The sequence below is a fragment of the Pseudomonas sp. I3-I5 genome (genome assembly GCF_022699445.1).
Taxonomy (GTDB): Bacteria; Pseudomonadota; Gammaproteobacteria; order Pseudomonadales; family Pseudomonadaceae; genus Aquipseudomonas; species Aquipseudomonas fulva.
In genome coordinates, this window is sequence record NZ_CP093940.1 from 2,589,844 (window position 1) to 2,611,052 (window position 21,209).

Consider the following 21,209-nt stretch of genomic DNA (forward strand, 5'->3'; position numbering starts at 1 on the left):
TGCTCTGGAATGCCCCATGGAACTGCATATTCGCCTGGAGGGCCGCAAAGGTTTGGCTGCCCAGCTCTACGCGCAATTGCGCGCGGGGATCGAGCGCGGTCACCTGGCCGCTGGCAGCCAGTTGCCGCCCAGCCGCCTGTTGGCCGAGCAACTGGGCGTGTCGCGCAAGACCGTCGCGGACGCCTATGCACGCCTGACCCAGGACAACCTGCTGAGCGCGGTGGTCGGCCGGGGGACGTTCATCAATACGCTTGAACCCAAGCGCAGCGCGCGGCCACGTGCCTTGACCCTTGCCGGCGATGCGTCGCTCAGGCGCTGGCAATCCCGCGCCACCGTGCTAGGCCAACGCCAAGCGCTATCGACGGTGCGTTATGACTTCATCGGCGGCGTGGCGAGCAAGGCACTATTCCCGTTCGACCTATGGCGCAGTTGCCTGAACTACGCCGTGCGGCGGAGCCAGCATCACCCCCAGCGGCACTTCCCAGCCCAGGGCCTTGCGGAGCTGCGCGAGGTCATCGCCCACCACATCGCCTACGCCCGGGGCGTGCACTGCACGGCTGACGATATCCTCGTCTGCAACGGCGCACAGCAGGCCCTGGACTTGATCGCCAGGGTGCTGGTGGAGCCTGGCTGCAAGGTCGCGATGGAAGACCCGGGGTACCCGCCCGCACGGCAGTTGTTCCTGGCCTTGGGCGCCCAGGTGCAGGGGGTGCCGGTGGATGACGAAGGGTTGTGCGTTGACCAGATAGCCGAGGGCACGCAGCTGATCTATGTCACCCCTTCGCACCAGTTCCCACTGGGTATGCCGATGGGCGAAAAACGCCGGCGAGCGCTTCTGGCCCGGGCAGCCGCATTGGGCGCACTGATCATCGAGGACGACTACGACTGTGAATTCCGCTATCAAGGGCCCAAGGCCGACGCGCTGCAGCGTCTTGACTCCCATGGCCTTGTCGCTTACGTCGGCACGTTTTCCAAGACCTTGCTTGCGGAGCTGCGCCTGGGTTATGCCGTTTTGCCAGAGGCCGTGCTCAAGGCCAGTTGCGTGGCCAAGCAACTGAGCGACTGGCACAGCCCGACCCTGCTGCAGTGGGCCCTGGCCCGTTTCGTGGAACAGGGGCATCTGAACCGGCACATCCGCCGTTGCCATGAAGTGTACAGCGCACGCCGCGATCGCTTGTTGCAGCGGCTGGACGACGACCTTTCCCCTTGGCTCAGGGTCATTCCCGCCGAGGCCGGTTTTCATCTAAGCGCCTTGGCGCAACCAGGGGTCGATGTGGAGGACCTGGTAGAACAAGCCCGCAAGGTCGACCTGGGCATTTACTCACTTGCCCCGTTTTTCAATGAAACGCCAGTGCGCCCAGGGCTGTTGATGGGCTTTGGTGCCATTGAAATGCTCGACATCGACCCGGCACTCGACCGGCTGCGCGATACCCTGCGGCGAATCAGCTGAGGGCAGCGACCCTATCGACCGCGGCGGGTCGAGCCAAGGCCTTCGCGTAGCTTTGCGGGCTGAAGGCCAACGTCACCAGCAGCATCGTCACCACGCTGGCGATGAGCACAATCCAAGCGCTTTGAAAATCACCGTCGAGCGCACGCAGCCACCCGACAATGTATGGCACACAGCCGGTGATGATGAAGCCGATACCCTGGACGAAACCCGCCAGGCCGCCGGCTTCGGCTGGCGTAGGAAGATGTTCGAGGGTCAGGGTCAGGCTTTGGCTGAAACAGGCGCCCAGCCCGAACCCGATCAACGCTACCCAAAGCCCGGGTGCTGCGGTGGGCGCCATCAGCAACCCCATGAACCCCACCAGTTGGATCGACAGCGCCAGCGCAAGGCCTGGACGCCGATCTACCCAGCGCCTGAGTAGCAGCGGCAGGCCCAATGCGCCCAGTACTTGGAACAGGGTCATCAGCCCCACCAGGTCGGCGCCGCCCTGTGCGCTGCCACCCTGCTCCAGGTAAAACGCTGGAAACCAAGCGACCATGCTGGTGTAGCCTCCGTTGATGAGGCCGAAATACACCGCCAGTAACCAGGCCCGTCGGTGGCCAAACCAGTGTCCGCTGACTGTTTTGAAGACAGGGGCTTGTGCGTTGCGTGGCCGCAAGATGAGCCATGCCAGCATGGCAACCAGCGCCGGCGCGGCCCAGACCCCCAGTCCCACCTGCCATTGCCCGGCATACTCGGCCAGGTGCGGGCCCAGCACAGCAGCCAGCCCGCCGCCGCTCATCAAAGCAGCCGAGTACAGGCCCATTGCGCCAGCAAGCCGCCCTGGAAACCAGCGATTGACCAGGCCCGGCATCATGCCCTGCACCACCGCCACGCCCAGGCCGGCGAGCACTGCGCTGGCAAGTAGTGCCCAGGCACTTTCGAGTTGCAACCGCCAGAGACACGCCAGCGCGATGGCCGCCAGACCACCGAGCATGCCGGCCTGTTCGCTCAACCATCGGCGTGACCAAGGGTGCAATAATGGCACCGCTCCCATGCACAACACCGGCAGCGCCGTCAGCAATGCCGCTTGCTGATAACCCAGGCCGGTACTGATGCGCATTGGATCGAGCAAGGGGCCGATGCTGGTCAGAATCGGTCGCAGATTCAACGCCAGCAGCACGACCAGCATCGCTCTCCAGACTGCTGTCATTGGGCATTGGCCTGTTGCCACTGAGCGTACAGCCCATTTTCGCCGTCGGGCTTGAGGGCGCGTAGCGGCAATGACTGCTGCTGAGGCGCACGGGTCATCTGCGCGTACACGTCAGCGGTGGACAGCCCGTAAGGCTGGCCTTCCTCGCTGTCATACGCGAACCAGGCCTGGCTGATACCGCACAGGTGCATGGCCGCCAGGCACATGGGGCATGGGTGGCCGCTGGCATACACCTCTGCGCCATCCAGGCGAGCGCGCCCCAGCGCCTGGCTGGCCTGGCGGATGACTTGCATCTCGGCATGGGTAGTCGGGTCTTGTGAGCGGTGGATTTCATTGACACCGCGCGCAACGACTTGGCCCTCATACACCAGCACGGCACCGAACGGCCGTCCTCCGGCTGCGATGTTGGCGCGTGCCAGTTCGAGGGCTTCGCGCATGAAACGGACGTCGGGCATGGCTCAATCTCCTTGGATGGGACGGGTCATTATCCTGAGTCGGCGGCAGTGACAGAAATGAAGAGATTGGATGCCTGTCAGTGGGGATGCGAATGGCGGGATTGGCCTCCCCGAAGATCAGCGGATTGGCTATCGGACGTATCGGCGGCCGAGGGTATTGTGGCGCCACCCTAATGCGTTTCTGGAGAGCGCCATGCAACACCGCATCGACTGGTCGAAACAAGCCCCTGAAGCCTACAAGGCCATGGCAGCCCTGGAGCAGGCGTTGACCCGCACAGGCCTTGAGCATGATCTGCTTGAACTGGTGCGCTTGCGCGCATCGCAGATCAATGGCTGCGCGTACTGCGTCAACCTGCACGCCAACGACGCGCGCAAAGCAGGGGAGCGCGAGGCCCGCCTGCAGACGTTGTGTGTGTGGCGCGAGACGACTTACTTCACGGAGCGTGAGCGAGCGGCGTTGGCCTGGGTCGAAAGCCTGACACGGCTGGCCGATTGTGGTGCCCCACAGGGGGAATATGAGGCGCTGCTGGAACACTTCGAGCCAGCGGAGGTGGTGAATCTGACGCTGGCTATCGCGACGATCAATGCGTGGAACCGGTTCGGCGTGGGGTTTGCCATGGTGGCGGGTTGAGGACGTCTGGTGTTTGCTTCAGTCTTCTCTGATGGAAGCAGCAGTAGCAACATCCAGCTATGCCGCATGTTGAATCGTTGCACATCCCTCGAAGGCCACTCAGTTCCAGTGTGGAAGCGGCCTTGCCGGGGCGCCGGGCCGGCCGCGATGGGCCGCATGGCGGCCCCAGGATTTCAGTTTCGCAGCTCACATCGCCAAAGCCGCAAAGCGGCCACACACCTTCAAGTTGCGAAGCCTGGCTCCTGGGTTGCTCGGCCCGTCGCATCCACCGCTGATGGCTGAGCGTGATGCGGTAGTGTCCTGGTGCGGCAAGAAGCGTGTCCTTGCACCAAACCCAGGCGCTTGCGCGTTGCGCTTCAACGGTCACGCCACTGCATCACCCCCCTGCAACCCGCCCAGCCATCTTCACCAGTGCCTGCCTCAAACTGGGTAAATCACTGTACCGCTGCTCTGTCACCACTTTGCCGTCCTGAACCTCCAGCCATTGCACCGATTCGCGGTCCCCGCCATAGCTCTTGGCCACCTCGCCGTCCCGATCCAGCAAAATCCGGTAGTTGGCCGACCGCATGGCAGGCACCATCACCGCTGCCACCATGCTGGGCATCTTCTCGATGTCCGCGACGAACACCACGCCCCGCGCTTCAAGATAGCCCTCTGGCGTATGCTCGACCGCATTGTTGACCAACCGTGCAGTGGCCATGCTGCGCGCAACCATGACCACGCGGGTCTTGTCGTCCAACGTGAACGCCTGGTCGAACTGGTCATTCAACGTCCAGTGCTCGGCGGCTTGCACCAGGGGTGCACAGAGCATCGCCAGGAACAGAAAAGGAGTGCGCATCTTGCTATCTCGCAGTCAAAGGTTCGACCACACTAGCCTTCTTGTGCCCAGGCGCCAAGCACTGCGCTTGAAGCGGCGTGCGGATGCTGCAAAATGACGCCATGCGATGATCGATTCAACAAGGAAACCTCATGCTTTATATCGTCATGCTGGGGGGACGCCATGCAGGGGCCAAGATCGAGGTCCACGACATGGTGTTCGCCCAGGCACCCAGCCTGCAACAGGCCTATGCGCAACTGCGCGACGCATGGTTCGGCAGCCAGCAGGGGCTGCACATCGATGCCTGGCTGGAAGTGGACGGCGTGGATGGCATGCGAGTGGAGTTGCACCCCTACCCTGCAAAACGCGGTGCGCTGCGCCTGTACTTCATCAACCTGGGCGGCTACGAACGCGGTGTGTTCGGCGAAGCGCACCGCTATGTGCTGGTCAGCGCCCGCAACAAGGCCGATGCCAAGGCATTGGGCAAGCAACACATGCAGGCCGGCTGGCTCAAGCCGCACACCGATGCGGTGCTGAGCGTGGACGACTGTCTGGCCATCGACTGCGTGGACGGGCTGTACGTGCACCTGGTCGAAGGGCCGCACAAACCGGTCGTTTCGCGTAACGACTACATCCCCCTCTGACTTTGCGCCTCTGCCGGGGCCGTAGGGAGTTTCCCATGCCTTACCCCATCGAACAGAAACTGGTGATTGGCGTTGCCTCCAGTGCGCTGTTCGACCTTACCGTTTCGGACGACATCTACACCCAGGAGGGTGTCGAGGCGTACCGATGGCATCAGGAACAGAACCTGGATGAGCCCTTCCCCAAAGGCGTGGCGTTTCCGTTTATCCGTCGTTTTCTGCGTATCAACCAGGCGTTCCCCGAGCAGTTGCCCGTCGAGGTGGTGTTGCTATCGCGCAATTCGCCGGAAACGGGCCTGCGGGTATTTCGCTCGATCAACCACTACGGCCTGGACATCACCCGCGCCGCGTTCATGTCGGGCCGTTCACCGTATGAGTACATACCAGCGTTCAACGCATCGCTGTTTCTGAGCGCCAACGAAGAGGACGTACAGAAAGCCATCGACGCCAATTACCCCGCAGGCCGTGTTCTGCCGACCCGTATCTACGATGACGAAATCGATACCGAGCTGCGCGTAGCGTTCGACTTCGATGGCGTGATCGCCGACGACGAAGCCGAAAGCGTCTACAAGCGTGGCAACAGCCTGGATGAATTCCAGGCCCACGAGCAGGCCCATCAGCGCGTGCCCCATACGCCTGGGCCCTTGGCCGACCTGTATCGCAAACTGTCGCTGATTCGCACGCTCGAAGACCGCAAGCTCGAAGATGACCCGCACTACAAGCGCATCCTGCGCATCGCCATTGTCACGGCACGCAATGCACCTTCCCATGAGCGGGTGGTGACGACCCTCAAAGATTGGGGCGTATCGCCCGACGAGTGTTTCTTCCTGGGCGGCATGGAGAAACCCCGCGTCTTGTCGATTCTCAAGCCCCATGTCTTCTTCGATGACCAGCGCAGCCACCTGCACTCGCCTGCGGGCGATTTGCCGATGGTGCACGTGCCCTTTGGGGTGGCGAACCGGATACCGACGACTGAACCTCATGTCGATGGAAATCCGGATGACTGAGGCGGTCTACCCTTGACCGAAACGATGGCCAGAGAGTGCCTGTCATGAGTCTCATACCAGGGTTGGACGAGAACGCCTGCGTGCTGGTCTGCGGGGCCAGTCGTGGAATCGGGCTCGCGCTGTGCAACGCGCTGGCGACCCGCGAAGACGTCGATCAGCTGATAGCGGTGTCGCGCCGCGCCACGCAGAACCAGGCATTGAGGGCGCTGGCCGACGCTCACCCCAATCGTGTACTACTGGTGGACTGCGACGCGCGCGAGGAGGCCAGCCTGGGCGCCATGGCCGCGCAAGCAGGCGAGCGATGTGTGCACTTGCACCTTGTCATCAGTACCTTGGGGATCCTGCATCAGGAAAACGCCAAGGCCGAAAAGTCACTGGCGCAATTGGACCTTGCCAGCCTGCACGCAAGCTTCACCACCAATGCCTTCGCCCCGGTTTTGTTGCTGAAACACCTGCTGCCTTTGCTGCGCAAGCAACCTGCAACCTTCGCTGCACTGTCCGCCCGCGTGGGCTCGATCAGCGATAACCGTCTGGGGGGTTGGTACAGCTACCGGGCCAGCAAGGCGGCGCTGAATCAGTTGCTACACACAGCCAGTATCGAACTCAAGCGCCTGAACCCTAACGCGACCGTTCTGGCCTTGCACCCGGGTACAACGGACACGGAACTGTCAAGGCCGTTCCAAGGCAACGTGCCTGAGGGCAAACTGTTCGAGACGACGTTTGCCGCGCAGTGCATCGTGGAGCTGATCGGGCGTCTCGGACCGAACGTGACGGGCAGCTTCTGGGGCTGGGACGGTCGCAACATCCCCTGGTAGGCATCAGTGGCGGGCATCCGGGCATTCAACAGGGTAAAGTCGGCACTGTCTTGAGAGCCGGAACGCGCCGCGATGACCTTGTTCTACCTGAAACTTGCCATTACCCCTTTGCTGATGTGGGCCATCTCTCTCGCTTCCAGGCGCTGGGGTGGGCTGCTAGGGGGATTACTGGCGGGCATGCCCATCACGTCGGGGCTGGTGATGACCTTCCTGAGCCTGGAGCAAGGGACAGACTTTGCCCTGAACGCCGTGCCCGGAGCACTGGGCGGCTTGGCAGCCGTGCTCGCTACCTACGCCTTCTACCTGTATGCAACACGCAGGCTTGCCATCGGGGCTGCTGCGGGCTTGGCGATCGTCTTCTACGGCTTGGTCGCCTATGTGCTTACGCACTGGGGCCATTTGTATGTGTCGATAGGCGTAGCGCTGGCGCTGATCGTACTTCTGATCGTCGCCAGCGGGCATGAACCCAAGCCTGAGACGCTGGCACGTGTACGGCATCGTTACTGGGAAATCCCCTTGCGCATGGTCTCGGCAACGGCGTTGCTGATGATCACCACGCACCTGGCAGCCTGGCTTGGACCCCAGACCAGCGGCATGCTCGCGCCAATCCCGGTCATCGCTTGGCCATTGATGGTATTTGCTCACGTGCAGAACGGGCGCGCGGGGATGGCGGCCATGGTGCGCGGCAACGCCATAGGCGCAGTGGGTGTGCTGGCGTTCTACCTGATGTTGTCGGGTCTGATGAGGGCTTTGGGGGTCATGCCGACCATTGTGCTGGCAATGGCCACGGCGGTTGCGTTGACGGTAGCGCTGGCAGGCCTGCTGCGCCGCCGCTAGCGCTGTCCAAAGGCGCTGTGGTCAGCCCCAGCGCCTCGGATTTAACCCTGTATCACGGGTGTTCTTGCGAAACGGAGTTGTTCGCTTCCACGTCCTTCATGTCTTCCTCGAGCGCTGCATCCCCTGCGCCAGGGTCTTCATGGGTGCGTGCGGTACCATTGTCACGTGGCACCTGGCTGTCCTGGTCAGAGCCTGGATTACCTGGGGGTGGATTCCAGTCCTCGGGGCGCTCGCCGCCAGCGTGGCCGGCACCTTGCTTGGGTTCCGAAGGGGTCTGCTCAAGGCCTGAACCGTGCCCCTCGCCTGTGTCCGGGCTGTTCTGCGCCGGGCCTGGGTAGGGTGCTGCAGGACCATTATTGTCGATCGGCATATGCATTCTCCTGATTGAGGCGCTGAAATAGCGTGAGTCTGGTCAAAGCGGTTGCCGCTGGCATCCGTGGCAAATCGGCGAGGCGTGGCTGGAGACTGAACGACGCCCGTTATTCTCTGGGCGTATTCACATCCATGGGCGGCTGCTCGGAATCCTCCATGTCTCCACCCTCCTCTTCGTTCATGAGCGGATCATCGTCCGGATCAGGTATGGTCGGGTTGTCAGGGTTCACCGACGGGTCCGGTGAAACGGGCATGTCATCGTCAGCGTCGTCCTGTGCCATGGGATCTCTGTTCATTGCCGCGTACCTCGAAAGAATGGATGAGGCCTACAGTTATTCGAGAACAGCGCGGGCGCAGGCGTTCGATTGGGTTGAAGCCCGTCCGTCGCAATCGAGGGGGACGAGGTTGATGGCAAGGGTGATCAGAGCGGCGAGCGTCCTGGACGCTGAAAGCATCAGCCGGGTTATCCTGGCTGCACTGCGCCACAGCAACGCAGCAGACTATGACGCCGCCACATTGGCGCGCGTGGCGCGCGCTTTCACGCCCCAAGCCGTGGTCCAATTCCTGGACAGGCGGGTTGTATGGGTGGCCTTGGAGAGCGACGTCGTCGTCGCAACGGCAAGTCTTGAGAAGAGCGTAGTGAGAAGTGTATTCGTTGACCCGAGCTACCAGCGCCAGGGTCTTGGCGAACAACTGATGGGCTACATCGAGCAAGAAGCGCGGGACACTGGGGTCCGGCAGTTGCAGGTGCCTTCTTCACTCACTGCTCAAGGTTTCTATGCCAGGCTAGGTTATACGGCCGTTCGTGAAGTGCGCTATGGAGACGAGCGAACGGTGGTCATGGCGAAGGTGATGACTGCGAGCTGACTTAGGGTGCTGAGTACCTTGCGCGCTCTTTCAAGCCCTGCACATCTCGTGTAGGAGCCGTCTTGCCGGGGCGCCGGACCGGCCGCTCCCACGTGGGATCAAGCCAGTACCGCCTTGAGCCCACTAGCCAGCTACTTAGGCCACCACGATGTCCGTCAACCCCAATACCTCGGCCTGCGCCAGGATCTCATTGGGCGTGGCGTCGGCCGAAGGCATCACCAGGCTGTTCTCGCCGTCGCCAAAGTGCAGCACGATCAGGTGCCAGGCGGCCTCGTGCAGGGCCAGCTCAGGCTGGTCCAACTCAAAAGTATGGTCGGTCGAATTGCCATTGAGCGAGTAGCGAACAGTGAAGGCGTGCATGAGCACCTCGGTCTAGGTTGGGGACTCATTACTTGACCGGTGAGACAGGAAATAATTCACACAACTACCGAGATCGCCTCGCCAAGCAGGCAAGACGACCCGGTATCCGGCGGCGCAGACTACTTCATGGTCTCTCGGTACAGCTCGATGAACGGCGCTTCAGCAGGATCGATGCGGTCCATGCGAGCGGCAATGCGGTGCCAGTAGGGGTACTGCGGCGCGATGCGTGTGGCCTGTTCGATCTGCTTCAGGTCCTGTTGCGTCAATACAAGGTCTGCCGCCTGCAGATTGTCTTGCAGTTGATCAAGGGTGCGGCCAGCGGTAATCACGCTGGTAATACCCGGGCGATCCTTCAGCCAGGCCAGGCAGACGCGTGACGGCGAGCAACCGTGGCGTTCGCCGACCGCGATCAAGGTCTCGATGATGTCGTAGGCGCGCTCACGATCGTGCACGTAGGGTTCCGGCCAGTCATTGCCCTGACGTGTGCCCTTGGGCGTCTGCTGGCCACGACGGACCTTGCCGGTCAACAGGCCTTCACCCAGCGGGCCCCAGACCAGTGTGGCAAAGCCTTGGTCAATCGCCATCGGCAGCAACTCGTACTCGGCCTCACGCGATTCGGGCGTGTAGTAGATCTGCTGTGAAACAGGCTGTTGCCAGCCGTTCAATTGCGCGCTGCCCAGGGTTTTCATCATTTGCCAGGCAGTGTAGTTGGACGTACCGAAGTAACGGATCTTGCCGCTTTGCACCAGATGATCCAGTGCTGCCAGGGTCTCCTCCACTGGCGTCACGCCGTCCCAATTGTGGATCTGATACAAGTCGATATGGTCGGTCCCCAGGCGCTTCAAGCTGGCCTCGCATGCGCGAATCAGGTGGTAGCGCGAAGCGCCGCTGTCGTTGGGGTTGTCGCTCATCGGGCTGCGCGCCTTGCTGGCCAGGATGATCGACTGGCGACGCTCGCCCAAGGCCTTGCCGACGATTTCCTCGGCCAGCCCATGTGAATACAGGTCGGCGGTGTCCACCAGGTTGACCCCGGCGTCGAACGCGGCCGCGAACATGCGCTTGGCCAGGTCCACATCGACGCTGCCGGTTTTCTCGAACGAGCCTCGTCCGCCGAAAGGCACCGTGCCAATGACCAGCTCCGAAACCAACAGACCGGTGTTGCCGAGTGCGCGATATTTCATGGAAACCTCCAAAGCAAAAGACTAGAAATACCGACGTACCTGCGCGCTGAAACGTTCAATCGGAAGCTTTTGACGGCGTTCTGCGCCAAACCAGCGTTTGCAACAACGACAGTCGACCGCTTGCCAACCCAGCACGCCTGTCGTGATCCCATCCGCAGGTGGCAAAGGCGCTAAGCCACAGGCATGCTGGCAAGCTGTTCAGTGGACGACGCGAGATGAACGATGCAAACACCCTGCACCACGTACTACCTTGAAATGACCTCGCCAGACGAACTGGTGGAAAAGCCCCAGCGCCCGGATTTGCATATCGTCGAATGCGAGGTGCCACAACCAGCCTTCAACCGCTTTCTGTACACGTTGGTCGGCACGCCCTGGTCGTGGGGCGACCTGGACGCCTGGAGCGAGGCGCAGTGGCAGGCGCAGGTCGAGCAGGAAGCTCACCGCACCTGGGTGGCTTATCACCGGGGCGCCATTGCCGGTTATTACGAACTGTATCGCCCTGATGGGAGCAACGCCGAGATCCGCTACTTCGGCTTGGCCCCGCAATTTCTGGGCGCAGGCTTTGGCGGTCCGCTGTTGAGCCAGGCGGTGCGTAGCGCCTGGGCTTGGCCCGGCACGCAGCGTGTATGGGTGCATACCTGCACCCTGGATCACCCTGCCGCGCTGGGCAATTACCAGGCGCGCGGCTTCAGGATCTACAAGCAGGAAGAAACCCTGTCAGACGCCTGAGGTTCAGGCCTGCGAATCGCGCTGCGCTGCGGCATCCGCGGCCGCTTGCAGCGCCAGCTTCTCGCGATCGGCCTTGCTGATGTACTTGGGCTTGGTACTGCGCGGTGCCAGCTTGGCGCTGGCCTTCTTGGCGTGTGCCTTGAGCAGTTGCTTGATTTTCTTCTGACGGTTCATGGTGGGTTCTGGTGAGGTGGATTGGGGCTTATGATAGCGCGTTGTCTTTCCTTTCCGTGAACCGCCGGGACCTGTGCCATGAAACGTTCGTCCAACATGCCCCCGGTTTCGGACTGGGTCATCCGCAGCCAGCAACATGGGGCTGTCGAGCGGATCGAAGCGTGGTTCGGTAGTCATGGCTATGATCCTCATCGGCATGACACCTACTCCGTCGGCCGTACCTTGGCCGGGGTACAGAGCTTTCATTACAAAGGCTCGTTGTGCCACGGCATTGCGGGCAACACGCTGGTGTTGCACCCCGATGAATTGCACGACGGCATGGCCGGCACCGAGGCAGGTTTTCGCTACCGCATGGCCTACATCGACCCTGCGCTGATTCAGGCCGCACTGGGCGGGCAGCCGCTACCGTTCGTGCCTGGCGGGCTTTCCAGTGACCCGCGCCTGTTCCATGCTAGCGAACCGTTTGTGCAGGCTGTGGACCATCCCCTCGAGCAGCTGGAAGAGCAAGACGCCATCTATGACCTGGCCATGGCGCTGCGCGCTGTCGCGGGCAAGCCACGCGGGCGCAAGCGCCTGGATTACCGGTCCGCCGAACGCGCCAAGGCGTTCATTCTGGAGCACCTGCACCTGGGCATCACCCTGGAGATGCTCGAGCACGCCAGCGGCCGTGAGCAATGGAGCCTGTCTCGGGACTTTCGGGCCCTGTACGGCACCAGCCCTTATCGCTTCGTCACCCTGAGGCGACTGGACAATGTGCGTCGGTTGTTGCTCGATGGCTTCACCCTGGTCGACGCTGCCTTGGCGGCAGGCTTTCACGATCAGAGCCACATGACCCGACACTTCACCCGCAGTTATGGGGTGTCGCCGCTACGCTGGCTCGAACGCCTGCGGCCAGGGCAGCAACGTGCAGGATCGTACAAGCATGCAGACACTGAGCTGCAATAGGCTGCGTGCTCCAACCAGGAGTAACCACCATGTACGAATCCAGTCAACACACTCAGCCCCATCCGATAAACCTGAACCAGAAAGCGTCGATGATCGACAGCCAATGGAGCCCCAGGGTTGTTGCACAGATGAACGACTACCAGTTCAAGGTTGTACGCATCGAAGGGGAATTCATCTGGCATGCGCACCCGGAAACCGATGAAGCCTTTCTGGTACTCGAAGGGACGCTGCGCATCGATCTGCCGCAACGCAGCGTCCATGTAGCGCCCGGCGAGTTGTTCGTGGTGCCGCGGGGTGTACAGCATCGAACAGCGGCCGAGGGCGAGGCCAAGCTGCTGATGATCGAGCCATGTGGCGTCCTCAACACTGGCCATGAGGGCGGTGAGCGCACGGCGCCTAATGATCTGTGGATCTAGCCATCGCCGTCAGCGATTGGCCCGCGTCGGCTGGTCGACATGGGCAAGGGTTGGCCTCGGTGCTTGATTGAGGCCAAACTTGCACCATCGTCGATGGGAAGAACGCCATGCTCACTACCCTGGCCATCAGCAATTATCGCTCCATCAATCACCTTGTCCTGCCACTGGGCCAGCTCAACGTGGTAACCGGAGCCAACGGCAGCGGCAAGTCGAATCTGTACAAAGCGCTGCGCCTGCTGGCCGAAACGGCACAGGGCGGGGTCATCCAGGCACTCGCCCGCGAAGGTGGGCTGGACTCGACCTGGTGGGCGGGCCCGGAACCGAGTGCACGCATGATGCGCGGTGAAGTGCCGATCCAGGGGCAGCACCCGCGCGATGCCCGTCGCCTGCGGCTGGGCTTTGCCACCGAGGATTACGGATTCGCCATCTCCTTGGGGTTGCCCATCCCCCTGGCTTACCCCTCAGCCTTCATCCTCGATCCGGAAATCAAAAGTGAGACCATCTGGGCAGGTGGGGCTTACCGACCTGCCTCGGCGCTGGTCGAGCGCAAGAATGCGTTGGTGAAGGCTCGTGAAGGTAACGCCTGGACAATACTTGATCAGCATGCCGACAGTAGCGAAAGCTTCTTCAGTGTGGTGGGCCGCCCACGGCAGGCACCGGAAATCGGGCAGTTGCGCGCCTTCATCAACAGTTGGCGTTTTTACGATCACTTTCGGATCGATCGGGATGCACCCTGCCGCCAGCCCCAATTGGGCACCCGCTCGCCAGTGCTGCATCATGACGGGCGTAACCTTGCCCCCGCCTTGCAGACCATCATTGAAATCGGTGACGTGGAAGGCCTCAATGCCGCGCTGGAGGACGCGTTCCCCGGCAGCCGCCTGGACATCGATGCTCCCCCTGGCGGGCTATTCTGCGTACGGCTGCTCCAGCATGGATTGCTCAGGCCATTGACCTGCGCAGAACTTTCGGATGGGACCTTACGCTATCTTCTGCTGATGACCGCCCTGCTGACGCCCAGGCCACCGGCCCTGATGGTGCTCAATGAGCCGGAGACCAGTCTGCATGTAGCCTTGCTGCCGGCCTTGGCCCGGCTGATCATTCGCGCGTCCGAGCACAGCCAGGTGTGGGTCGTGTCGCACAGCGCGCCATTGATCGAAGCCCTCAGCCAATGTGAGGATTGCAACCTGCTAGCCCTGGACAAGGTGCAAGGCAAGACGCAACTCAAAGACGTGGGCCTGCTGGACGAGCCGCTGTGGCGGTGGACTGACTGAATGGGGTTCATCAAGCAAGCGCCGCCTGACCCTCACCAGACGGCACACACTCAGGTACCAGTACCGTCAAGCCTTCATGCAAGCGCCTCGCGGCTATGCTGCCCGTCGATCAGGCGCAGCAGGCCCAGCGGGTTGGCGTCCTTGAGGGCGTCGGGCAGCAGCGCGTCCGGATAGTCTTGAAAGCAGACGGGCCGCAGGAAGCGGTCGATAGCCAGGGTGCCTACGGAAGTACCGCGCGCATCGGATGTAGCGGGGTAAGGCCCGCCGTGCACCATCGCCTCGCACACTTCGACGCCAGTCGGGTAGCCATTGACCAGCAGGCGCCCGGCCTTGCGCTGCAACACCGGTACCAGCGCGGCGAAGCGCTGGATATCTTCAGCCTCAGCGACCAACGTGGCCGTCAGTTGCCCCTGCAGCGCTTCGAGGGCCCGGCGCAGTTCGGCTTCGTCAGCCACTTCGATGGCGACCGTGGTAGGTCCGAACACTTCTTCCTGAAGCACTTCATCGCCCTGCAACAAAAGGCTCGCCTGCGCCATGAACAACTGGGGCTGGGCTTGGTTGCCTTCCTGTGCGGACCCGGCCAGGTGGCGTATCCCTGGGTGCTGGTGCAGGCGCTGGACGCCGGCGCAATAGCTGCGCAGGGTTCCGGCATTGAGCATGGTCTGGCTAGGCTCGTCACCCAGGTGCGCGCCTAATTGCGCCAGGAAGTCGCTGAAGGCTTGGCCAGCGATACCGATGACCAGCCCCGGGTTGGTGCAAAACTGCCCACACCCCATCACCACCGAGTTGGCCAGCTCCCGGGCGATCTGTGGGCCACGCGCTTGCAGCGCACCTGGCAGCACCAGCACCGGGTTGATGCTGCTCATTTCGGCAAACACCGGTATCGGCTGCGCACGAGCAGCCGCCATGTCGCACAGGGCACGCCCACCTTTGAGCGAGCCAGTAAAGCCTACGGCTTGAATCATCGGATGGCGCACCAAGGCCTCACCTACCCCCCCACCGTAGATCATGTTGAACACGCCAGCGGGCATACCGGTCGCCACAGCGGCCCGCTCGATGGCTTCGCCGACCCACTCGGCCGTGGCCATGTGCCCGCTGTGCGCCTTGACCACCACCGGGCACCCTGCCGCCAGCGCAGCGGCGGTGTCGCCACCGGCCGTGGAAAAGGCCAAGGGAAAATTGCTGGCGCCGAATACCGCCACCGGACCCAGGCCGGTGCGGTACTGACGCAGGTCAGGCCGTGGCAGCGGCTGGCGTTGAGGTTGTGCGCGATCGATGCGGGCGCCAAGAAAGTCGCCGCGCCGCAGCACCTTGGCGAATTGGCGCATCTGGTTGCTGGTGCGGGCACGCTCGCCTTGGATACGCCCTGCTGGCAAGGCGGTTTCTCGGCATACGGTGGCGACGAAGGTGTCGTCCAATGCATCGAGCTGATCGGCAATAGCGTCGAGAAACTGCGCGCGGCGCTCGGGCGCCAGGGCACTGTATGCGGGGAAAGCGGCTTCGGCGGCCTGGGCTGCTGCGTCCACTTCTTCGGGGGTAGCCTGGCTGAAGGTAACCGGCAGGGCCTCCCCGGTGCAGGCGTCGAGGCTGTGCAGGCGCACGCTGCCCGCGGCGCTGCGTTGGCCGCCAATGAAATTGCTTCCAGTCATGATGACTCCTGAGTTACGAGATTGAAGTGGCCGCACGTGACCGCTTCCCTGGGCCACGGGGCACGTACCCTGAATGACAGAGGTAGGCTTACAGGCTTTTCACCGTCCCTGGCCGCACCTGCTTGGCTGCTGGCGCAATGCCGTTGCGCAGCGGCTCGCCGAAGGCCGGCAGGCTGATTTCGAAGGTATCGCCGGGCTGAGCCTGGATGCCGTCGGCGAACGACAGCGTCGCAGTGCCGAAGTAGTGCACATGAATATCGCCAGGTCGCAGGAACTGGTCGTATTTGAAGTGATGGAACTCCAGGTTCTCGAAGCTGTGGCACATGTTCTGCTCACCCGACAGAAAGGGCTTGCTCCATACCGGTTGGCCATCACGCAGGATGCGGCTGGTCCCTTCGAGGTCCGCCGGCAGCGCACCCAGCCGTAGCTCCGGTCCGAAACTGCAGGCGCGCAGCTTCGAGTGGGCCAGATAAAGGTAGTTACGCCGCTCCATCACATGGTCGGAGAACTCGTTGCCCAGCGCGTAGCCTAGGCGATAGGGCGTGCCATCAGGGCCGATCAGGTACAGGCCGACCAACTCAGGCTCCTCTCCGGCATCCTCGGCGAACGCCGGCAGCGGCAGGTCTGCCCCCGGGCGCACGACGATGGCACCGTCGCCCTTGTAGAACCATTCCGGCTGTGCGCCCACCTGCCCTGCAGGTGGCCGGCCGCCTTCCATGCCCCATTGGAACATGCGCATGCTGTCGGTCACGGCGTCCTGGGCCTGCTGCTGATGCATCTTGTCGCGCGTGGCGGCGCTACCCAAGTGGGTCAGGCCAGTGCCGGTCACCAGGCAATGGGCAGGATCGGGGTGATCCAGCGGCGGCAGCACCCGGCCCTCGGCCAACAGCGCCCGGTAATCGTGACGCTCACCCAGGCTCAATACCTGCACGTGGTCGGCCAGGGTCCGGCCAGCGGCAATGGCCTGCTGGGCCAGCTCGCGGGTGGTGTCGGTGCCACATACGCGCAACACGTACTCACCTTCCACCACGCCGACATGGCGCTGGCCGGTGGCGGTTTCAAATTGGATCAATCGCATGGTCGTACTCGCTTGTCGGTTGCGAAAAATTATCGGGAGGCCCCGGCCACTTGAGCGGCCGCATCACGCTGTCGGCGCTCCAGCCGGGTGTAGACAACCCCGGTAAGCAGCACCCCAAACAGGGTGACCAGGGCCAGGAAATACAGCCCGGACGACAGGTGACCTGTGTGTTCTTTCAAGGCGCCGATGCCAAATGGGCCCAGGTAGCCGCCCAGGTTGCCGATCGAGTTGATCAAGGCAATGCCGGCCGCAGCGCTGGCCCCGGAGAAGAATCGCCCAGGCAGGGTCCAGAAGATCGCCGTGCACGAAAACAAGGCGAACGCCACCAGGCACAGTGCCGCCAGTTGCAACGCCGGCACGCTCAACCAAGCGCTGAGGAACAGCCCCGCTGCGGCCAGGGCATACAGCAGGCCAAGATGACCGTAACGGTCGTTGAGGCGGTCCGAGCTGCGCGGCACGACCAGCAAACCAATGATGCCGAACAGGTAGGGCACCGCCGACACGAAACCGGTGACCAAGTCACTGCCGCCGAACTGGTGGATCAAGGTGGGCAGCCACAACCCGAGCCCGTAGATGCTCAGGGTCATGGGCAGGTAGAACAGCGCCAACAGCAGCACGCGGCTGTCCTTGAGTGCATGCAGCGGGTTGCCGTGGCGGGTCTGGCCGTATTCACGCAGGTCATCGGCCAGCTGTTCCTGCAACCAGGTGCGTTGCGCGTCGCTGAGCCAGCGTACCTTGGCCGGGCCATCGGGCAGCAGGCGCAGGGTGGGCCAGGCCAACAGCACCGCAGGGGTCCCGATGCAGATGAACAGCCATTGCCAGCCGTGCAGGCCATAGGTGCCGTCCAGACCCAGCAATGCGCCGGAAAGCGGCCCTGTGACCAGCATCGCCAACGGCTGGGAAAGGATGAACAAACCCAGAATTTTGCCGCGATGACGCACGGGGTACCACTGAGTGATGTAGTACAGCACCCCCGGAAAGAACCCCGCCTCGGCTGCCCCTAGCAGAAAGCGCATCACATAGAAGCCGTTCGGCCCGGTCACGAATGCCATGCCAATGGTGATGGCGCCCCACGTAAGCAAGATGCGCGCAAACCAGCGGCGTGCGCCAAAGCGGTCCAGCAGCAGGTTGCTGGGCACTTCGAACAGAAAATAGCCGATGAAGAACAACCCGGCGCCCAGGCCGTAGGCAGCATCGCCCAGGCCAATGTCGGCGCCCATGTGCAGCTTGGCAAAGCCGACCGCCGAGCGATCGACATAGGCCACCAGGTACAACAGGACCAGAAAAGGGATGAGCTTGAGTGTGATCAGGCGGACGAGCCGCTGCTCCTGAATCATGGCGATGTCTCCAATTGTTCTTGTAATGGGTACAACACCAGGCCGAGGTTTTTTGGCAGACCGCTGACCTAGGAAATTGATCTTATAGTATTACTATTTAAAACGACAAGCCTTCACATGTGCGTTTTTTGGCGATACATTTGGTGGTATAAAGATAAATAGTAATACTAATAAGGTGTCCATCATGTCCGATAGCAAGCCCTCACTGCGCTCCGCCCAATGGTTCGGTAGCGCCGACAAGAACGGGTTCATGTACCGCAGCTGGATGAAGAACCAGGGCATTCCGGACCACGAGTTCCAGGGCAAACCGATCATCGGCATCTGCAACACCTGGTCGGAGCTGACCCCGTGCAACGCGCATTTCCGCAAGATCGCCGAGCACGTCAAGAAAGGCGTGTTGGAAGCAGGCGGCTTCCCGGTCGAGTTCCCAGTGTTCTCCAGCGGTGAATCCAACCTGCGCCCCACGGCCATGCTCACGCGCAACCTGGCGAGCATGGATGTGGAAGAAGCCATTCGTGGCAACCCGGTCGATGCCGTGGTGCTGCTGACCGGTTGCGACAAGACCACGCCTGCGTTGCTGATGGGCGCGGCCAGCTGTGATGTTCCGGCCATCGTGGTGACCGGCGGGCCGATGCTCAACGGCAAGCACAAAGGCAAGGATATTGGCGCCGGCACTATCGTGTGGCAGATGCACGAGGCCTATAAGGCCGGCCACATCGACCTGAACGAATTTCTCTCTGCCGAGGCAGGCATGTCGCGCTCAGCCGGCACCTGCAACACCATGGGTACGGCTTCGACCATGGCCTGCATGGCTGAGGCGCTGGGCACTTCGCTGCCGCACAACGCCGCCATCCCTGCCGTGGACGCGCGCCGTTACGTGTTGGCGCACTTGTCGGGCATGCGCATCGTGGACATGGTGCGCGAAGACTTGCGGCTGTCGAAAATCCTCACCCGCGAAGCCTTCGAAAATGCCATCCGAGTGAACGCCGCCATTGGTGGCTCGACCAACGCCGTCATTCACCTCAAGGCCATCGCCGGGCGCATTGGCGTAGACCTGCAGTTGGAGGACTGGACGCGGGTGGGACGGGGTACGCCGACGCTGGTCGACCTGCAACCTTCGGGGCGTTTCCTGATGGAGGAGTTCTATTACGCCGGCGGTCTGCCGGCCGTGATCCGTCGCCTGGGGGAGCATGGGCTGCTGCCCAACCCGACTGCGCTGACCGCAAACGGTAAAAGCCTGTGGGACAACTGCCACACCGCGCCACTTTATGATGAGCACGTCATCCGCCCGCTGGACAAACCCCTGGTGGCCGACGGCGGTATCTGCATCCTGCGGGGCAACCTAGCGCCCAAGGGCGCAGTGCTCAAGCCTTCGGCGGCCACGCCTGCGCTGATGCAGCATCGGGGGCGCGCCGTGGTCTTCGAGCACTTCGAGGACTACAAGGCTCGCATCAACGACCCAGACCTGGATGTGGACGCCAACTCGATCCTGGTGATGAAATATTGCGGGCCCAAGGGTTATCCCGGCATGGCCGAGGTGGGCAACATGGGGCTGCCGGCCAAGCTGCTTGCCCAAGGCGTAACCGACATGGTGCGCATCTCAGACGCGCGCATGAGTGGCACGGCCTACGGCACCGTAGTGCTGCACGTTGCGCCAGAGGCTGCCGCAGGTGGGCCCCTGGCCGTGGTACGCGAAGGCGACTGGATCGAGCTGGACTGCCAGCAAGGCCGCTTGCACCTGGACATCGACGAGCAGGAGCTGGCCGGCCGCCTGGCGGATCTGCAGCCACCGCCACAGCTGATTACCGGGGGGTATGCCAAGCTCTATCTGGACCATGTGATGCAGGCCGATGAGGGCTGCGACTTCGACTTTCTCGTCGGCTGCCGCGGGGCGGCGGTGCCCAAGCACTCTCACTAGTCCAGGGAAATTACCCCAAGCGGGGCCGTGACTGGCTCGATACAACCGGGGGCGCACAGTGCCGCTTGCCGCTTGAACGCCGTGGAGCCGTCCATGCACCGACAGCTCCCGCGCCCGCTAGAGCGCCGAGGCCCGCAGGGACCACCTCTGTCCGCCCTCAAGGCGCTGCAAAACAGCCCTGCATTTATCAGTGCTATGATGCGAGCCCCGCCAGAAGGACCTCGCACAACCCCCATGAACTACCGCCAGCCCTCAACGCGCAAGAGCATGCACGCTACCTTGGTCCAGGACCTGGGCCTGCAGATCGTGTCCGGCCAACTCGCCCCAGGGCAGAAGCTGCCGTCCGAGGCAAGCCTGTGCGAAACCTACGCGATCAGTCGGCCGGTGTTTCGCGAGGCCATGCGCGCCCTCACGGCCAAGGGCCTGGTAGAAGCGCGCCCCCGCGTCGGCACCCTGGTCAGGCCGCGCCATGACTGGCACATGCTCGACCCCGATGTGCTGCACTGGCTGATGCAGGCAACGCCGCAACAGGAGTTCTTCAATACCCTGTCCAGCGTGCGCTGGGTCATTGAGCCCGCTGCCGCCGCCTTGGCCGCCACCAATGCCACGACAGAGGACGTAGCGTCGATTGGCGAGGCTTATCAAAGAATGGAGGCAGCGCGTACCCCGGATGAGCGGCTGCAGCCAGACCTGGACTTTCATGCCCGTATTGCCGACGCCACCCACAATGACCTGCTCGCCTACCTGTGCAACATGCTGTCGATGGCGTTGCGCGAATCAGTGCGCTTTTCCAACCAGCGCCCCAATTTTGATGAGCTCGCCCTCCCCCGACACAAAGCCATTTTGACAGCTATCCAGAACGGCGATGCGCTTGGCGCCCGGCACGCCTCCCTGGTGCAGCTCGAAGATGCCCGTGTGGCGCTGAGCAAGGTGCTGGGGCAGGACCCGGCGAGCTGAGGGCCTAGGGCCATAACCAAAAGGCCATTACTGGCGTAACAGCCTTTGAACGCGGCGGATCGGCCACCTGTGGCTGAGAAGTGTGCAGTGCGTCACAGTGGGCGCCCCACTAG

24 protein-coding genes are annotated in these 21,209 nt (G+C 62.6%); 13 read left to right on the top strand and 11 right to left on the bottom strand.

The window, feature by feature from the left end:
- Positions 1-16: 16 nt before the first annotated feature.
- Positions 17-1,450: a PLP-dependent aminotransferase family protein gene (locus MOP87_RS11575; RefSeq protein ID WP_088523205.1), complete on the top strand. Its 1,434-nt coding sequence runs from the start codon at positions 17-19 to the stop codon at positions 1,448-1,450.
- On the opposite strand, the gene MOP87_RS11580 is transcribed toward MOP87_RS11575, so the two are convergent.
- Positions 1,443-2,639: a CynX/NimT family MFS transporter gene (locus MOP87_RS11580; protein WP_145279449.1), complete on the bottom strand. Its 1,197-nt coding sequence runs from the start codon at positions 2,637-2,639 to the stop codon at positions 1,443-1,445. The two genes, MOP87_RS11575 and MOP87_RS11580, sit on opposite strands and share 8 nt — an antisense overlap.
- The gene (locus MOP87_RS11585) at positions 2,636-3,094 is read right to left on the bottom strand and encodes a nucleoside deaminase (protein ID WP_242809526.1); all 459 of its coding nucleotides are present in this window, start codon (positions 3,092-3,094) and stop codon (positions 2,636-2,638) included. The genes MOP87_RS11580 and MOP87_RS11585 overlap by 4 nt, the downstream gene beginning before the upstream one ends.
- A 193-nt stretch (positions 3,095-3,287) precedes the next feature.
- On the opposite strand from MOP87_RS11585, the gene MOP87_RS11590 reads away from it, so the two are divergent.
- Complete coding sequence (locus MOP87_RS11590) at positions 3,288-3,725, top strand: carboxymuconolactone decarboxylase family protein (protein ID WP_132578392.1); 438 nt, start codon at positions 3,288-3,290, stop codon at positions 3,723-3,725.
- 376 nt (positions 3,726-4,101) lie between these two features.
- Here MOP87_RS11590 and MOP87_RS11595 read toward each other — a convergent pair whose 3' ends face one another.
- Positions 4,102-4,563, bottom strand: coding sequence for a hypothetical protein (locus MOP87_RS11595; RefSeq protein ID WP_088523204.1), 462 nt, complete (start codon positions 4,561-4,563; stop codon positions 4,102-4,104).
- A gap of 131 nt (positions 4,564-4,694) precedes the next feature.
- Between MOP87_RS11595 and MOP87_RS11600 the strand changes: the two genes are divergently transcribed.
- From MOP87_RS11600 to MOP87_RS11615, 4 genes are all read left to right on the top strand, one after another.
- The gene (locus MOP87_RS11600; RefSeq protein ID WP_027915717.1) at positions 4,695-5,186 is read left to right on the top strand and encodes a DUF1543 domain-containing protein; all 492 of its coding nucleotides are present in this window, start codon (positions 4,695-4,697) and stop codon (positions 5,184-5,186) included.
- Positions 5,187-5,221: 35 nt separating this feature from the next.
- Complete coding sequence (locus MOP87_RS11605) at positions 5,222-6,190, top strand: 5'-nucleotidase (protein WP_027915716.1); 969 nt, start codon at positions 5,222-5,224, stop codon at positions 6,188-6,190.
- A 44-nt stretch (positions 6,191-6,234) separates the two neighbouring features.
- Positions 6,235-7,005 (top strand): SDR family NAD(P)-dependent oxidoreductase, encoded by a 771-nt coding sequence (locus MOP87_RS11610; protein ID WP_027915715.1) that lies wholly within the window; start codon positions 6,235-6,237, stop codon positions 7,003-7,005.
- A gap of 72 nt (positions 7,006-7,077) precedes the next feature.
- A complete protein-coding gene (locus MOP87_RS11615) occupies positions 7,078-7,842 on the top strand; it encodes a hypothetical protein (RefSeq protein WP_027915714.1) in 765 nt (254 codons plus the stop codon).
- Between the two features lie 52 nt (positions 7,843-7,894).
- On the opposite strand, the gene MOP87_RS11620 is transcribed toward MOP87_RS11615, so the two are convergent.
- Positions 7,895-8,212 carry a hypothetical protein gene (locus MOP87_RS11620; RefSeq protein WP_027915713.1) on the bottom strand — a complete coding sequence of 106 codons (318 nt, stop codon included), beginning with the start codon at positions 8,210-8,212 and terminating at the stop codon, positions 7,895-7,897.
- A gap of 109 nt (positions 8,213-8,321) precedes the next feature.
- The gene (locus MOP87_RS11625) at positions 8,322-8,510 is read right to left on the bottom strand and encodes a hypothetical protein (protein ID WP_145279451.1); all 189 of its coding nucleotides are present in this window, start codon (positions 8,508-8,510) and stop codon (positions 8,322-8,324) included.
- Positions 8,511-8,622: 112 nt separating this feature from the next.
- On the opposite strand from MOP87_RS11625, the gene MOP87_RS11630 reads away from it, so the two are divergent.
- Positions 8,623-9,081, top strand: a complete 459-nt coding sequence (locus MOP87_RS11630) for a GNAT family N-acetyltransferase (RefSeq protein ID WP_145279453.1) — start codon at positions 8,623-8,625, stop codon at positions 9,079-9,081.
- Between the two features lie 135 nt (positions 9,082-9,216).
- Here the strand turns inward: MOP87_RS11630 and MOP87_RS11635 are convergent, their stop codons facing one another.
- Entirely contained in the window at positions 9,217-9,441 is a 225-nt protein-coding gene (locus MOP87_RS11635) for a hypothetical protein (protein ID WP_027916042.1), read from the bottom strand.
- Between the two features lie 119 nt (positions 9,442-9,560).
- Positions 9,561-10,622 (bottom strand): aldo/keto reductase, encoded by a 1,062-nt coding sequence (locus tag MOP87_RS11640; RefSeq protein WP_242809529.1) that lies wholly within the window; start codon positions 10,620-10,622, stop codon positions 9,561-9,563.
- A gap of 222 nt (positions 10,623-10,844) precedes the next feature.
- Between MOP87_RS11640 and MOP87_RS11645 the strand changes: the two genes are divergently transcribed.
- Positions 10,845-11,351 (top strand): GNAT family N-acetyltransferase, encoded by a 507-nt coding sequence (locus tag MOP87_RS11645; protein ID WP_027916044.1) that lies wholly within the window; start codon positions 10,845-10,847, stop codon positions 11,349-11,351.
- 3 nt (positions 11,352-11,354) lie between these two features.
- Here MOP87_RS11645 and MOP87_RS11650 read toward each other — a convergent pair whose 3' ends face one another.
- Positions 11,355-11,525, bottom strand: coding sequence for a DUF2986 domain-containing protein (locus MOP87_RS11650; RefSeq protein WP_080992843.1), 171 nt, complete (start codon positions 11,523-11,525; stop codon positions 11,355-11,357).
- 78 nt (positions 11,526-11,603) lie between these two features.
- Between MOP87_RS11650 and MOP87_RS11655 the strand changes: the two genes are divergently transcribed.
- From MOP87_RS11655 to MOP87_RS11665, 3 genes are all read left to right on the top strand, one after another.
- The gene (locus MOP87_RS11655) at positions 11,604-12,470 is read left to right on the top strand and encodes an AraC family transcriptional regulator (RefSeq protein ID WP_242809531.1); all 867 of its coding nucleotides are present in this window, start codon (positions 11,604-11,606) and stop codon (positions 12,468-12,470) included.
- Positions 12,471-12,499: 29 nt separating this feature from the next.
- Positions 12,500-12,886, top strand: coding sequence for a cupin domain-containing protein (locus MOP87_RS11660; RefSeq protein WP_027916046.1), 387 nt, complete (start codon positions 12,500-12,502; stop codon positions 12,884-12,886).
- Between the two features lie 107 nt (positions 12,887-12,993).
- Positions 12,994-14,157 (top strand): AAA family ATPase, encoded by a 1,164-nt coding sequence (locus MOP87_RS11665; protein WP_027916047.1) that lies wholly within the window; start codon positions 12,994-12,996, stop codon positions 14,155-14,157.
- A gap of 74 nt (positions 14,158-14,231) precedes the next feature.
- Here MOP87_RS11665 and MOP87_RS11670 read toward each other — a convergent pair whose 3' ends face one another.
- The 3 genes from MOP87_RS11670 to MOP87_RS11680 all read right to left on the bottom strand — a co-directional run bounded on the left by MOP87_RS11670 (position 14,232) and on the right by MOP87_RS11680 (position 18,221).
- Entirely contained in the window at positions 14,232-15,806 is a 1,575-nt protein-coding gene (locus MOP87_RS11670; RefSeq protein ID WP_132578400.1) for an aldehyde dehydrogenase (NADP(+)), read from the bottom strand.
- A gap of 88 nt (positions 15,807-15,894) precedes the next feature.
- Positions 15,895-16,884, bottom strand: coding sequence for an AraD1 family protein (gene araD1 / locus MOP87_RS11675; RefSeq protein ID WP_027916049.1), 990 nt, complete (start codon positions 16,882-16,884; stop codon positions 15,895-15,897).
- Positions 16,885-16,913: 29 nt separating this feature from the next.
- Positions 16,914-18,221 (bottom strand): MFS transporter, encoded by a 1,308-nt coding sequence (locus MOP87_RS11680; protein ID WP_027916050.1) that lies wholly within the window; start codon positions 18,219-18,221, stop codon positions 16,914-16,916.
- Between the two features lie 184 nt (positions 18,222-18,405).
- On the opposite strand from MOP87_RS11680, the gene MOP87_RS11685 reads away from it, so the two are divergent.
- Positions 18,406-20,139 carry an IlvD/Edd family dehydratase gene (locus MOP87_RS11685; protein WP_028686407.1) on the top strand — a complete coding sequence of 578 codons (1,734 nt, stop codon included), beginning with the start codon at positions 18,406-18,408 and terminating at the stop codon, positions 20,137-20,139.
- Positions 20,140-20,373: 234 nt separating this feature from the next.
- On the top strand, positions 20,374-21,096 hold the full coding sequence (locus MOP87_RS11690) for a FadR/GntR family transcriptional regulator (protein WP_027916052.1): 723 nt from the start codon (positions 20,374-20,376) through the stop codon (positions 21,094-21,096).
- Positions 21,097-21,209: the final 113 nt, after the last annotated feature.

Excerpts from the sequence above, each read along its gene's own strand:
- MOP87_RS11575 (WP_088523205.1), top strand. The coding sequence starts at position 17 with ATGGAACTGCATATTCGCCTGGAGGGCCGCAAAGGTTTGGCTGCCCAG.
- MOP87_RS11580 (WP_145279449.1), bottom strand. The coding sequence starts at position 2,639 with ATGACAGCAGTCTGGAGAGCGATGCTGGTCGTGCTGCTGGCGTTGAAT.
- MOP87_RS11585 (WP_242809526.1), bottom strand. The coding sequence starts at position 3,094 with ATGCCCGACGTCCGTTTCATGCGCGAAGCCCTCGAACTGGCACGCGCC.
- MOP87_RS11590 (WP_132578392.1), top strand. The coding sequence starts at position 3,288 with ATGCAACACCGCATCGACTGGTCGAAACAAGCCCCTGAAGCCTACAAG.
- MOP87_RS11595 (WP_088523204.1), bottom strand. The coding sequence starts at position 4,563 with ATGCGCACTCCTTTTCTGTTCCTGGCGATGCTCTGTGCACCCCTGGTG.
- MOP87_RS11600 (WP_027915717.1), top strand. The coding sequence starts at position 4,695 with ATGCTTTATATCGTCATGCTGGGGGGACGCCATGCAGGGGCCAAGATC.
- MOP87_RS11605 (WP_027915716.1), top strand. The coding sequence starts at position 5,222 with ATGCCTTACCCCATCGAACAGAAACTGGTGATTGGCGTTGCCTCCAGT.
- MOP87_RS11610 (WP_027915715.1), top strand. The coding sequence starts at position 6,235 with ATGAGTCTCATACCAGGGTTGGACGAGAACGCCTGCGTGCTGGTCTGC.
- MOP87_RS11615 (WP_027915714.1), top strand. The coding sequence starts at position 7,078 with ATGACCTTGTTCTACCTGAAACTTGCCATTACCCCTTTGCTGATGTGG.
- MOP87_RS11620 (WP_027915713.1), bottom strand. The coding sequence starts at position 8,212 with ATGCCGATCGACAATAATGGTCCTGCAGCACCCTACCCAGGCCCGGCG.
- MOP87_RS11625 (WP_145279451.1), bottom strand. The coding sequence starts at position 8,510 with ATGAACAGAGATCCCATGGCACAGGACGACGCTGACGATGACATGCCC.
- MOP87_RS11630 (WP_145279453.1), top strand. The coding sequence starts at position 8,623 with ATGGCAAGGGTGATCAGAGCGGCGAGCGTCCTGGACGCTGAAAGCATC.
- MOP87_RS11635 (WP_027916042.1), bottom strand. The coding sequence starts at position 9,441 with ATGCACGCCTTCACTGTTCGCTACTCGCTCAATGGCAATTCGACCGAC.
- MOP87_RS11640 (WP_242809529.1), bottom strand. The coding sequence starts at position 10,622 with ATGAAATATCGCGCACTCGGCAACACCGGTCTGTTGGTTTCGGAGCTG.
- MOP87_RS11645 (WP_027916044.1), top strand. The coding sequence starts at position 10,845 with ATGCAAACACCCTGCACCACGTACTACCTTGAAATGACCTCGCCAGAC.
- MOP87_RS11650 (WP_080992843.1), bottom strand. The coding sequence starts at position 11,525 with ATGAACCGTCAGAAGAAAATCAAGCAACTGCTCAAGGCACACGCCAAG.
- MOP87_RS11655 (WP_242809531.1), top strand. The coding sequence starts at position 11,604 with ATGAAACGTTCGTCCAACATGCCCCCGGTTTCGGACTGGGTCATCCGC.
- MOP87_RS11660 (WP_027916046.1), top strand. The coding sequence starts at position 12,500 with ATGTACGAATCCAGTCAACACACTCAGCCCCATCCGATAAACCTGAAC.
- MOP87_RS11665 (WP_027916047.1), top strand. The coding sequence starts at position 12,994 with ATGCTCACTACCCTGGCCATCAGCAATTATCGCTCCATCAATCACCTT.
- MOP87_RS11670 (WP_132578400.1), bottom strand. The coding sequence starts at position 15,806 with ATGACTGGAAGCAATTTCATTGGCGGCCAACGCAGCGCCGCGGGCAGC.
- araD1 (WP_027916049.1), bottom strand. The coding sequence starts at position 16,884 with ATGCGATTGATCCAATTTGAAACCGCCACCGGCCAGCGCCATGTCGGC.
- MOP87_RS11680 (WP_027916050.1), bottom strand. The coding sequence starts at position 18,221 with ATGATTCAGGAGCAGCGGCTCGTCCGCCTGATCACACTCAAGCTCATC.
- MOP87_RS11685 (WP_028686407.1), top strand. The coding sequence starts at position 18,406 with ATGTCCGATAGCAAGCCCTCACTGCGCTCCGCCCAATGGTTCGGTAGC.
- MOP87_RS11690 (WP_027916052.1), top strand. The coding sequence starts at position 20,374 with ATGAACTACCGCCAGCCCTCAACGCGCAAGAGCATGCACGCTACCTTG.